This is a genomic window from Pseudomonas sp. NBRC 111140, assembly GCF_001320885.1.
Taxonomy (GTDB): domain Bacteria; phylum Pseudomonadota; class Gammaproteobacteria; order Pseudomonadales; family Pseudomonadaceae; genus Aquipseudomonas; species Aquipseudomonas putida_P.
On record NZ_BCBQ01000138.1, the window covers coordinates 1 to 11,229 of the forward strand.

An 11,229-nucleotide genomic window follows, 5' to 3' on the forward strand; every position below is an offset into this window, starting at 1 on the left:
CTACCGGGTTTTCCCGATCCTTGGCACCCTGCTGCAAGTGGTTGCCCTGGGCCTGCTGAGCCGGCTTGAGCTGGACACGCCCATGGCGCTGATGAACCTGTACATGGGCCTGCTGGGCGCCGGCCTGGGCATGGTCATGCAGGTGTTGATCCTGGCGGTGCAGAACAGCGTCGAGCCGCGCCATATGGGCGTGGCCACCTCCGGGGCGACCTTGTTCCGCTCGATTGGCGGCGCCATCGGCGTTTCGCTGTTCGGCGCGTTGTTCTCGCATGCCCTGCTAGGCGGCCTGGCCAGCGATTTCGCCGCCAGCGCCGGTGGCCCGGCGAGCCTTTCACCAGCCGCCGTGCACGCCCTGCCCGCCGCCCTGCAACACAGTTACCTGCTGGCGTTTTCCGGGGCGATGCATGGCGTGTTCATGCTGGCTGGGGGGATCACCAGCGTGGCCTTCGCACTGTCCTGGTTGCTGCGCGAGGTGCCGCTGCGGCGAGCCTGAGCAAAGCGCCGATAGCCCCACAGGGCAACCAGCAACACCAACGCCCCGGCCGCCAACGCCACCTGGAAACCGGCGCTGGCGCCCAACCCGTCGACCACCTGCCCTGACGCCACAGCGCCCAATGCCACGCCAACATTCAAGCCGGCCAGCAGCCAGGTCATGCCTTCGGTCAGTTGGCTGGCGGGCACCAGACGCTCCACCAGGGCCATGGCCACGATCAGGGTTGGTGCGAAAAACAGCCCGGCCAGCAACACGGCAGCAGCCAACCCGAACAGGTTGCCTGCCAACAGTAGCGGCACGGTACTGGCCGCCGTCGCCAGGCCGCCGAGCAACAACAGCCTGTGCAAAGGCGCCGCCAGATTCACGGCACCGAACAGCAGGCCCGCCGCGCACGAGCCAATGGCATAGCACGACAGCACGACACTGGCTGCCGCCGGCATGCCGGCCTGTTCAGCGAATGCCACGCTGACGATATCGACGCTGCCCACGATCACGCCCATGGCCACCATCAACAGGACCAGCAGGCGCACGTCCGCCTGAGCGATCACCGCAACCCGCTGGTGGCCGGTCGAGTCATCAGCCTGCAGCGGGGGTTCGCTGCCCGTTTGCACGACCAAGGCGAATACCCCGATGGCCAGCAACAGCGCGGCGGCCAATGGCCCGGCCTGGGGCAGCAAGGCCACGCTGAGCCCGACCGACAGGGGCGGGCCGGCGATGAACGTGACCTCATCGAGCACCGTTTCCAGCGAAAAGGCACTCTGCAGCTGTGGCGTATCGCGGTACAGCGCCGTCCAGCGCGCCCGTACCATTGCCGACAGGCTGGGCATGCAGCCGGCCAGCGCAGCAGCGGGGAACAGGCACCAGGCCGGCGCCTGCCAAGTGACGCACGCCAGCAGCAACAACAAACCGACCACGCTCAGCGCGGTGGCGGCCGGCAACACGCGGCGCTGGCCATGGCGATCGACCAGACGGGAAACCTGTGGCGACAGCAGTGCGTAGGTCAGCACGAACGTGGCCGCCACCGCTCCGGCCAGGGCGTAGCTGCCGTGCAGTTGCGCGAGCATGGTGATGATACCGATGCCGGTCATGGGCAACGGCAGGCGGGCCAACAGACCAGCCAGGGTAAAGCCAAGGGTGCCGCGTGACTGGAACAGCGCGCGGTAGGTCGTGAACATGGGTCGACTCTCCTTATCGAACGAAAGCACACTTACATTCATTGCGTATGATTAAAACCCTATTATCATACGCACTGAATGTAAAGCACTGGGTTCGCAGGAGACGCTCCCACAACGGCTCTATGTAGGGTCAGGCCACAGGCGAACAACTACCCCGCCCGGCACTCCCCCGCACCGCCTCGGCCAGTTTGCGAAGGTTGGCCTGATGCGCATTCACCAGGCTGGTGATGCTGTTGTCAGCCGCAGTCTGCACCGAGGTGCGGCAGGTCAGCTCAGCCTGCCCCGCCACCTTCAGGCGCCAAACGGCCTCCAGCGAGGCGTAACGCCCCGGCACGGTGTCGAAGCGCTGCACATCCACCCGCAAAGCCGCCTTGCCGCCGCCCGCCGGGCCACCCAACTGGTCTTGCAGGGCGCTGCGGAACTCATCCACCAGGTTGGCCCCCCACCATTCCGTCTCAAGGATGGCCAGGCCGCTCTGCCCTTCGCGTACCACCAACTGTGGGCGGTCGACCTGGGGCGGGACGATCACCCTGACCACCTGGATGCGCTGGCCACTGTCACGCGCCGGCTCACTCGGTACCAAGGTGTGGTAGTTGTTCGGCGTACTGCTGCAGCCCCCGAGCCATACCAGCAGGCTAGCCACACAAACATTGCGTAGTCGTTGCATCGGCTGTCTCCTCAAGGCTCAAGGTCTGCGGGCCCGGCCGCTTTCGGCCGGCCACGAATCAGTGACTCGGGGTGGCGGCCCAGGTAATCGGCAAGGTCACGCAGCGAACGTGACATGCGTTCCAGCTCATCCAGTGTTTCGCCCATTCGCTCGCGCTGCGGCGAGTCCTCGGAAATGGCCGAGTTGGCGGTGCGCAGGGTCTTGTGCACTTCGTCCAGCGCCACTTTTACATCCGGCAGTGTCTGGCCATTGAATTGCTTGAGGCTGGCGCGCAGCTCACGCAGGCTGCCGTCGAGGTTGCCGGCGATGCTTTCCAGCGGCAGCTTGGCAATGCGTTCCACGACCCGCTGCAGCTGCTCCTGCAACTGCTCCAGGCTACCCGGCAACGTGGGGATGATGATGGGGTTGGCGGCCATGTCGAAGGCGACTTTGGGGGCATCGGGGTAGAAATCCAGGGAAATGAACATCTGCCCGGTGATCAGGTTGCCGCTGCGCGCCTGGGCCCGCAGGCCATGCTCGACAAACGTGCCGATCAGCTCCCGCGCACCATCCATGTCGCCTTCGGTGTGCTTGAACACCGCCAGCATCTTGCGGTGCACCGGCCCCAGGCGCTGCGGGTAGATTACTGCATCCACCACTACCGGGAAGGTCTGCCTGGCGGCGTCGTAATCGAGCTGAATAGAGGTAACACGCCCAAACTCCACACCCTTGAACTCCACCGGCGCACCCACCGACAAGCCGCGCATGGCCTGGTCGAAGCGCAGTTGCAGGTACTGCGCCTGGCCGTGGGGAGGGGCCAGCGCCAAGTCGCGGTCGGCAAATAGCTGGAAGCGGGCCTGGTCGGCAGCTGGCTCGGCTTGCGGGGCGAAATCGGGCGAACCAAAGGCCAGCCCCCCCACCAGGATCGATGATAACGACTCGGTATCGACCTTCAGCCCGTTGGCGCCAATCTGCATATCGACACCACTGGCATTCCAGAAGCGCGTGTCGGCGGTGACGAAGCTGTCGTAGGGAGCTTGCACGAACACGCCAATCTCCACGCCCTTGCCATCGTCCTGCAGCGCAAAAGAGACCACTTCACCGACCGGGATCTTGCGGTAGTAGATCGATGACCCGACATCCAGCGAGCCCAAATCGCTGGCGGTAAGGACAAAACGCTTGCCCTTTTCGTCATAGGTGATCGGCGGCGGCAGCTCCAGGCCGACGAAGGACTTTTCCGGCACTTTCGACTCACCGGAATCAGCCCCGATGAAACTGCCCGAAAGCAGCGTGTCCACCCCGGAAACCCCGCCTACGCCGATGCGCGGTCGCACCACCCAGAAGCGCGCGCCCTGGGTGGCAAAAGAGCGTGCATCGTTGGACAGCTGCACGTTGGCCACCACGCTCTTCTTGTCCTCGGCCAGGTCCACCGTGGTCACTTCGCCAATCACCACGCTGCGGTATTTCACCTGGGTCTTGTGCGCCACCAACCCCTCCCCGCTGTGGAAGGAAATGGTGATCACCGGCCCTTGCTGCATCCAGTTGCGTACCACCAGCGATGCGCCGATCAGGATAGCCAGAATCGGCACGATCCAGACCAGCGACACCCCCCAGCGCCGTGTGCGCACGTCAACCTGACCTGTACCGTCGCGCTTGTCAGTCTGTTGCCCCATCAATGCGGCCTCCCTCGTTGGCATGGCTATCCCAGATCAGGCGTGGATCGAAGCTCATTGCAGAGAACATGGTCAGCACCACCACCATGCCAAAAAACAGGATACCCACCCGTGGCTCGATGGTGCCCAGCCCGCGCAGCTGCACCAGCGCCGCCACCAGCGCCACCACCATCACGTCGAGCATGGACCAGTAGCCGATCAGCTCGACGAAGCGGTACAACTGCGAACGCTGTCGGCAAGCCCAGGTGGAACCACGCTGGGCGGTGTACAGCAGCAGGCCGAGGGAGAAAAACTTGATCGCGGGCACACCCACGCTGGCAATGAAGATGATCAGCGCAATGTCCCAGGCCCCAGCTTCCCAGAATTCCAGCACACCACCGCCAATGGTGCTGTCGCTGCCACTGCCGAGCATTTCGGTGTGCATCACCGGCAGCAGGTTGGCGGGGATATAGAACACCAGCGCCGCCAGCAGAAACGCCCAGCCACGGCTGATGGCATTGCTCTTGCGTCGGTGAATGGCCGCGCCGCAACGGTTGCAGGTGTGCGCACCGCCACTCATGTCGCAGGCCTGGCCGCAGCCATGACACAGGCACAAGCCAAGGTCGTCTGCGTTGGCCGGGGTTGTCATACCTGCTCCCACAAGTCGCGGATGTCCTTGCCGGCAATATGGATGATCAGCATGCTCAGCGCGGCCAGCGCCAGCAGGCCGATACCGGGGATTACATCGAGCAACCCCGCCAGTTTGATCACCGCCACCATCGCCCCCAGCAGGCACACCTCCAGCATGCTCCACGGTCGCAGGCTTTCCAGGCCACGCATGCACAGGGCAAAACCGGGGGCACGCTGGCCGGCCAAGGCAAAACTCAACACCCAGCACAACAAGGCAATCTGCAACAGCGGTGCGAAGATGATCGACAACGCCATGACCAAGGCGATGAAGGTGATACTGCCGTGGCTGAGGATCTGCACCGCGTCCCACAACGTCGCCGAATGGGTTAGCCCCTGCATCCCGATGGTCATGACCGGGTAAGCATTGGCAAATACCAGCAGGACGCCACCGGTCACACTCAACGCCAGCCGCTGCTCGATGGTGAGCGACGTATGCCGGTACAGCACGCCGCCACAGCACGGGCACAGGGCACGCTGGTGCTTGAGCAATGGCACACGCTGGTACACCGTGTCGCAGTATTCGCAAATGATCAGATCTTGGGGCTGGGTCATGTTGGTTCCCACGGATAGACCTGCAGGCAGCACCTACGTCAGCAAGCCTAGACGGGAAAAGCGCAATGCGTCAGCGGGTGTGCCCATCGTCGCAAACCTCCGGGCAACGGCTGCCCGGAGGTTAGCCCAGCGCTACTCGAGCAACTGCTCCAGGCTTGGATCACGCATTACACGCTGCACGGGCTGCTGTGCGGCTTTGCCCGGCACCGACATCTTCAACTTCATGCTGGCCACTTTGGCGCAGGCATTGCTGCCGTCCGCATAGATACCGCTCATGTCGCACTTCCACTGGTAGAAGTTCACCAGGCCACCCGACATCTGCAAGCTGTAGTCGGTACTTTGCGTACCTGGGGTGAAGGCGTGCCCCGCCGGGATGTTCTGGAACCATTTCATCCACTCGGCGGAGCCCGGTTTCGGTGGGTTTTTCTGGAACAATGGGTTCATGATCGCCACCTGCGGCGCCTCGGCGGTGGCGTGGCAGCTCAGGCAGGAGCTGTTGGGGTTGTCCACCGGCCCATTGAGTCGACCGTTCCAACCCAAGTGGGTAGGCGGCAGTTCACGGGTATCGGCGTTGATGGCGGTCTGTTGCAGTGCCTTGTTGATACGGGTCTGGGTGGGCTGTGGGTTGGTGTACTCATTGCTGGTCACCTGAGGGTCGTTGCCCCACATGACGCCCACCGGCACCAGGTTGTCCCAGCTGGCCTTGCCGCTCATGGCCCCGTTGTACTGGAAGGTACCGAAGATCCACCCGGTTTCGGCAATACGCGTGTCGCGCACGGCTACGTCCATCTGGATCAACGCCACGTCCTTGAGCTTGCGGTTGGCCGAGGTGAACGTGTCTGTGATATAGCCCTGCCACAGCACCGGGTTGGCCAGAAACGGCACCGTGCTGCGGTCGATGTCGGCGAACAGCGCCTTGCACACCACCGTGCCGTTGGCAAAGCTGTTGGGTTGGGCGGTATGGCTCGGGTCTGGGTTGTTCGGGTCCTTCCAGACTTGCCCAATGGTGTAGGCGCCAATGTCGTTATAAATCCCCACGGCATAGGTTTGACCGGTGGCCGTCTGCGTGCTGGCCAGTTGCTTGACCTGAATCTGCGCCTCCTTGGTCAGCCCGTGTATGCCCTCACGCCCCAGCGGGCCGTAATGCTGCCACGGCATGTGGTACCACTGCCGAACCTTGTTGTGCTGCACATACCAGTCAGCCTCGACGTTGCCCTCCAGGCAATAGCGCTTCGCAGCCTCCATGTACGGGCGCCATGTCTCGAAGTTGTTGTCGCGCTTGGCAGGCAACTTGCCGAAGAACGCCGGCACGCCATTGGGCGGTGACGTCGGATAGTTTTGGCTGAGGGTAAATTTGGTCCCTTCGTAACTGTCGGGTGGCGCGTAGCCATAGTCCGGGTAGGTACCGGCCTGTGCGGCGAGGCTGTACAGGGTGGCCGTCATGGCCAGTGTGGCAAGTGTTCCTTGGGGCTGGTTCATCGATGATCTCCTTGATCGGCTGCACTCCTGGCATCGACAGGGCGCGTGCCCATGGCGGATGCAGGGACTCCTTTATTGTTTTTGGGCCGAGTTCGCCCGAACGCGGCCGGCTGTCACGGGTGAGTGAATGGCGTGTGGCGCACCTCCCTGCCGGCTTTTTGCCGAGCGAACGCGTACATCCCAGGCTGTTTGGCCAGGGTTGATCGAAAGCGTGTGTAAACGGAGTGTGCGCAGGGGGGTATGCGGGCTGTGCCGCGTGTCGACTCCTGTCGAGCGCTTGCCGTTCTTCCTTGCTATCAGGTGTAGGCGAAACGGCAAAAACTGCCAGCCGTTTGGCATGCCGAGCCGATTTCCGGTCGTTTTGCCTATCACCGTCTTACCGCCGAACTATTCTGTGAAGCGGGCTTTCCGCCCAGTGGAGGTGTGCCATGCGTACGTTCACGTGGAGTTACCTGCTGCTACTGCTGTGCGCGGCATCGGCGGCCCAGGCGCAGTCGGTGGTGCCGCTCAAGGGCCAGAGCAGCCAGCAGATGCAACTGGATATCAACGATTGCAATACCGTCGCCAGCAATGCCGCGAACAGCACGGCGACGTCCAGCGACCCGCATGTCGGTGGCCGGGTACGCGGTGCGGCCGCGGGTGCCGCCGCCGGCGCGGTAGGCGCGCAGGTACGCGGCAACCAGCACGACGAGCTGTATGACCGAGTAGGTGACGACGCCAAGCAGCAGTACCGGCAGAACCGTGCCGGCGAAGTGGCCGCCGCCGGTGCCGCGGTCGGAGGCATGCGCCAGCGTCAGGACCGGCGTCAGGACAGGCGCAGCCAGGACCAGGCAAAAACCCAGGCCCATGCCAGCGCCTACAGCGGCTGCCTGCAGGGGCGCGGCTATCAGGTCAACCCCTGAGCAACCGGCACGCCATGCCCCTGCCGGTGAGGCATGGCGTGCTCAGCTTCAGAACTTCGCCAGTTCTTCCCGACAAAACTCCACGAACAACTGCGCAGGCTTGGTCAGCTGCACGCGCTTCAACCACGCCGCAGCCAGCCCAGAAAGCGCCACTGGCTCGGTAATGTCCAGCATTGCCAAGCGCTGCCCGTCGTAGGTGTACTCCGTGTGCGGCCGTGTGACCAGCAACGAAAAACCAAAGCCCTGCCCGACCATGCCGCGCACCATCTCGATCGACGGCGAGCTGAAGACGATGTTTGGCGTCAGCCCCATTTCGTTGAACAGGCTGACGAAATAGGTGCGGCTGGGGGCCACGTCCAGCAAGATCATCGGCTCCGGGCACAGGTCGCGCAGCGACACCTGGGCCTGGCCGGCAAAGCGGTGGTTTTCCGGCAGCAGCACATAAGGCTTTTGCGGTGGCATCAACGGCTCGGCCTCGATGGTGCCATCCAGGTCGTGGTCATAGAGAAACGCCAGGTCGAAGGTACCGGCGGTCAGGCCCTGGATCAGGTCCTGCTGCTCGCCGTCGCGCAGGCGGATATCCACGCCAGGGTAGCGTTGACGAAAGCCGGCGATCAAACGAGGCAGGTACAACGGTGCCACGGTTTCGAAACAGCCGATATCGATCTGCCCGGCCACGGTGTCGTTGTCGGCCAGGGCGTTCTGCTCGAACTCGTGGGCCATCTGCAGCAGCGCTCGGGTCTTGGCGTAGAAGCGCTTGCCGCTGGGCGTCAGCGACACGCCTTGGGCGTGGTGGCGGATGAACAGTTGCACGCCGAAGCTTTCTTCCAGGCTCTTGATGGCGGTGGAAATGGACGGCTGGGCGATGTACAGCTGGCGCGAGGCCTCGGCAACGCTGCCAGCCTCCACGGTGGTAACGAAGTACTTGAGTTGTCGCAGGGTATAAGCAGCCACGGGCACCTCATTGACGCCTGTCGGCGCTGGGATCATGCCTGACACTTTACCTCTCGCGAACGCAAAGTGGGGGCTGGGTGATGAAGGATTTACCTATGGCTTGAGCAGGTTTTTGTGTGTGGGGGGGTGCCCTGCACCCCTCAACGTCGGTTCACTCGAACGACGCTATCATCACGCAGTCGTCACCTACCATCTTGTAGCCTGCCTCGCATTGCAATCCCACGGAAGTGGTGACACTCCGCTGGCGCCTGGAAAGGCTTTCCGGTTGTTGAGCATTGTCCTCTAGCGACACTTCAGAGGTATCGGGCAGTTGATCCATGGGTTCTTCTTGCATGGTGTTCACTCCTGGTTTGAATTGTGTTGCCCGAACAACTTAAATGCTGGCGTCTGCACCAACCCATTTGGAAACACCCTCACGGCAGGCCCACAGCGAACTGGTTAAATACCCCCAAACGTCTTTACTGATACCCAACGGCATCAGGAACACGGTGTACGCCTATGAAGATCGTGGTCACCAGCATTCTCGTCGACGACCAGGCCAAGGCTCTGGCCTTCTACCACTACGTACTCGGTTTCGAGCCCAGGCACGACATCCCCATGGGCCGGCACCGCTGGTTGACCCTGACTTCGCCCAATGACCCCAATGGCGTCGAGCTGCTGCTGGAACCCGACGCGCACCCGGCCGCCAAAACCTACAAGGCCGCGCTCAAGCAGGACGGTATTCCCGCCACCTCGTTCGGCGTACGTGACATCCAGGCCGAATACACCCGGCTGTGCGCGGCGGGCGTGCAGTTTACCCAACCACCCACCAACATGGGCCCCGTCACGGTGGCCGTGTTCGATGACACCTGTGGCAACTTGATCCAGATCGCCCAGAAACACTGAAAGCCCCCAACCTAAGCGCACCAATAAGGAAAACAGATGCGCCACGAATTCCGCGAAGTCCTCAACGACCTGGTCGATTACTTCCTGCTTGGCGATATCCAGTTGCTAGAGCGCTTCAAGCAGGAGCACGAGCTACCGGACGACCTGGCCTACGCCTTCACTCACGACGACAGCGGCGACAAAGCGGTGCGCGAAGGCATCGTGCTGCCGCTGGCCGGGGTCGACAACCTGCCCTATCGCATCCTGTTCACCCTTGATGGCTACACACCGGCCCTGCGCGAAGCCGGCAGCCGCCTGAAACATCGGCGCAATGGCTATGTGCTGCGCGTCGAGCACGGTGCTGTGATGCTCTATACCTGGCGCATCCTGCAGCACTTCACACCCAAGACTCTGGGTGACCTGATGGCCCGCTACCAGGTACCGGGACGGCCGATCATCGAGCTGGACAATGGCTGGTACGACGTGGAGGTGCTGGCCGGGGCGCTGGTGCGCGAAGGCTTGTACGAGCCGGCGTTCGAGTTCGTGTTGAAGAAGCGCTGGAGCCGGGGTGAGGCGACGGAGGTGGATACAGGATATGCCTTTGGCCTGCGTGGCTATTTCGATTGATAGCCTCTGCGGGTCTCTTCGCGGGTTAACCCGCGAAGAGACACTTACAGGCAACTTCATTAATCAGGTGTGGTTGATATCACGGTCCTTGGTTTCCGGCAGGAAGAGGATCCCCAGCACCGCCGTCATCACCGCAATCACGATCGGGTACCACAAGCCGTAATAGATATCCCCGGTCGCCGCCACCATGGCAAACGCGACCGTCGGCAGAAAACCGCCGAACCAGCCATTACCGATGTGGTAAGGCAGCGACATCGAGGTGTAGCGGATACGCGCCGGGAACAGCTCCACCAGCCAGGCGGCGATCGGGCCGTAGACCATGGTCACGTAGATCACCAGGAGGGTCAGCAGCAACAGCACCATCGGGTAGTGGATCTTCGCCGGGTCGGCCTTTTCCGGGTAGCCGGCCTCTTTCAACGCACCACTCAAGGTGGCGGTAAAGGCCTCGCTCTGCACTTTGAAGTCCGCGGCGGCCATGCTGCTGCCTTCAAAGCTGGGCAGTACCCGCTCACCAATGCGGATCTGCGCCACACTGCCAGGCTCGGCCGCCTGGTTGGTATAGGGAATGGCGCGCTTGGCCAGCAGGCTCTTGGCAATGTCGCAGGAGCTGGTGAATTTGGCCTTGCCCACCGGGTCGAACTGGAATGCGCACTGGCCAGGGTCGGCCACCACCACGACCGGGTTCTGCTCCTGGGCAACGAACACATCCGGGTTGCCGTACTCGGTCAACGCCTTGAAGATCGGGAAATAGGTCAGCGCGGCGATGATGCAGCCGGCCATGATGATCTTCTTGCGGCCAATGCGGTCAGACAAGCTACCGAAAAAGATGAAGAACGGCGTGCCGATCAGCAGCGAGCCGGCAATCAGCAGGTTGGCGGTCTGCGGCTCGATCTTGAGCATCTGCAACAGGAAGAACAGCGCATAGAACTGCCCGGTGTACCACACCACCGCCTGCCCTGCGGTACCGCCCAGCAGCGACATGATCACCACCTTGAGGTTGTCCCAGCGGGCGAACGACTCGGTCAGCGGTGCCTTGGACGCCTTGCCTTCGGCCTTCATCTTCATGAACACCGGCGACTCGTTGAGCTGCATGCGGATGTACACCGAAATCGCCAGCAGCAAGATCGACAACAGGAACGGCACCCGCCAACCCCAAGCTTCGAACACCTCGGTGCCCATGACGGTGCGGCACGCC

12 protein-coding genes and 1 pseudogene are annotated in these 11,229 nt (G+C 62.8%); 4 read left to right on the top strand and 9 right to left on the bottom strand.

Annotated elements, in window-relative coordinates; all coding sequences use genetic code 11:
* A pseudogene (locus APH42_RS30245) lies at positions 1-493 on the top strand (EmrB/QacA family drug resistance transporter); the annotation flags it as partial.
* On the opposite strand, the gene APH42_RS27240 reads toward APH42_RS30245, so the two are convergent.
* The 6 genes from APH42_RS27240 to APH42_RS27265 all read right to left on the bottom strand — a co-directional run bounded on the left by APH42_RS27240 (position 376) and on the right by APH42_RS27265 (position 6,687).
* On the bottom strand, positions 376-1,668 hold the full coding sequence (locus APH42_RS27240) for an MFS transporter (protein WP_060494628.1): 1,293 nt from the start codon (positions 1,666-1,668) through the stop codon (positions 376-378). The pseudogene APH42_RS30245 and the gene APH42_RS27240 overlap by 118 nt on opposite strands.
* Positions 1,669-1,798: 130 nt before the next feature.
* Positions 1,799-2,335 carry a membrane integrity-associated transporter subunit PqiC gene (locus APH42_RS27245; RefSeq protein WP_060494629.1) on the bottom strand — a complete coding sequence of 179 codons (537 nt, stop codon included), beginning with the start codon at positions 2,333-2,335 and terminating at the stop codon, positions 1,799-1,801.
* Positions 2,336-2,346: 11 nt separating this feature from the next.
* Positions 2,347-3,987 (bottom strand): intermembrane transport protein PqiB, encoded by a 1,641-nt coding sequence (locus tag APH42_RS27250; RefSeq protein WP_012272909.1) that lies wholly within the window; start codon positions 3,985-3,987, stop codon positions 2,347-2,349.
* Entirely contained in the window at positions 3,971-4,615 is a 645-nt protein-coding gene (locus tag APH42_RS27255) for a paraquat-inducible protein A (RefSeq protein ID WP_012272910.1), read from the bottom strand. Before APH42_RS27255 ends, APH42_RS27250 begins: the two co-directional genes overlap by 17 nt.
* Positions 4,612-5,208: a paraquat-inducible protein A gene (locus APH42_RS27260; protein WP_012272911.1), complete on the bottom strand. Its 597-nt coding sequence runs from the start codon at positions 5,206-5,208 to the stop codon at positions 4,612-4,614. Before APH42_RS27260 ends, APH42_RS27255 begins: the two co-directional genes overlap by 4 nt.
* Before the next feature lie 132 nt (positions 5,209-5,340).
* A complete protein-coding gene (locus APH42_RS27265; protein ID WP_012272912.1) occupies positions 5,341-6,687 on the bottom strand; it encodes a hypothetical protein in 1,347 nt (448 codons plus the stop codon).
* A 428-nt stretch (positions 6,688-7,115) separates the two neighbouring features.
* Between APH42_RS27265 and APH42_RS27270 the strand changes: the two genes are divergently transcribed.
* The gene (locus tag APH42_RS27270) at positions 7,116-7,589 is read left to right on the top strand and encodes a YMGG-like glycine zipper-containing protein (protein WP_012272913.1); all 474 of its coding nucleotides are present in this window, start codon (positions 7,116-7,118) and stop codon (positions 7,587-7,589) included.
* A 48-nt stretch (positions 7,590-7,637) separates the two neighbouring features.
* On the opposite strand, the gene APH42_RS27275 is transcribed toward APH42_RS27270, so the two are convergent.
* Entirely contained in the window at positions 7,638-8,543 is a 906-nt protein-coding gene (locus APH42_RS27275; protein ID WP_041166739.1) for a LysR family transcriptional regulator, read from the bottom strand.
* Between the two features lie 151 nt (positions 8,544-8,694).
* Positions 8,695-8,877 carry a hypothetical protein gene (locus APH42_RS27280; protein ID WP_060494630.1) on the bottom strand — a complete coding sequence of 61 codons (183 nt, stop codon included), beginning with the start codon at positions 8,875-8,877 and terminating at the stop codon, positions 8,695-8,697.
* A 164-nt stretch (positions 8,878-9,041) separates the two neighbouring features.
* Between APH42_RS27280 and APH42_RS27285 the strand changes: the two genes are divergently transcribed.
* A complete protein-coding gene (locus APH42_RS27285; protein ID WP_012272915.1) occupies positions 9,042-9,428 on the top strand; it encodes a VOC family protein in 387 nt (128 codons plus the stop codon).
* Positions 9,429-9,464: 36 nt separating this feature from the next.
* Positions 9,465-10,034 carry a hypothetical protein gene (locus APH42_RS27290; RefSeq protein WP_012272916.1) on the top strand — a complete coding sequence of 190 codons (570 nt, stop codon included), beginning with the start codon at positions 9,465-9,467 and terminating at the stop codon, positions 10,032-10,034.
* A gap of 63 nt (positions 10,035-10,097) precedes the next feature.
* Here the strand turns inward: APH42_RS27290 and APH42_RS27295 are convergent.
* The coding region (locus tag APH42_RS27295) for an MFS transporter (protein ID WP_060494631.1) at positions 10,098-11,229 on the bottom strand (1,132 nt) is incomplete at its 5' end.

Bases quoted from the DNA above. Each gene is read 5' to 3' on its own strand.
- APH42_RS27265 (WP_012272912.1), bottom strand. From the start codon at position 6,687: ATGAACCAGCCCCAAGGAACACTTGCCACACTGGCCATGACGGCCACC.
- APH42_RS27255 (WP_012272910.1), bottom strand. From the start codon at position 4,615: ATGACAACCCCGGCCAACGCAGACGACCTTGGCTTGTGCCTGTGTCAT.
- APH42_RS27285 (WP_012272915.1), top strand. From the start codon at position 9,042: ATGAAGATCGTGGTCACCAGCATTCTCGTCGACGACCAGGCCAAGGCT.
- APH42_RS27290 (WP_012272916.1), top strand. From the start codon at position 9,465: ATGCGCCACGAATTCCGCGAAGTCCTCAACGACCTGGTCGATTACTTC.
- APH42_RS27280 (WP_060494630.1), bottom strand. From the start codon at position 8,877: ATGCAAGAAGAACCCATGGATCAACTGCCCGATACCTCTGAAGTGTCG.
- APH42_RS27245 (WP_060494629.1), bottom strand. From the start codon at position 2,335: ATGCAACGACTACGCAATGTTTGTGTGGCTAGCCTGCTGGTATGGCTC.
- APH42_RS27260 (WP_012272911.1), bottom strand. From the start codon at position 5,208: ATGACCCAGCCCCAAGATCTGATCATTTGCGAATACTGCGACACGGTG.
- APH42_RS27240 (WP_060494628.1), bottom strand. From the start codon at position 1,668: ATGTTCACGACCTACCGCGCGCTGTTCCAGTCACGCGGCACCCTTGGC.
- APH42_RS27250 (WP_012272909.1), bottom strand. From the start codon at position 3,987: ATGGGGCAACAGACTGACAAGCGCGACGGTACAGGTCAGGTTGACGTG.
- APH42_RS27270 (WP_012272913.1), top strand. From the start codon at position 7,116: ATGCGTACGTTCACGTGGAGTTACCTGCTGCTACTGCTGTGCGCGGCA.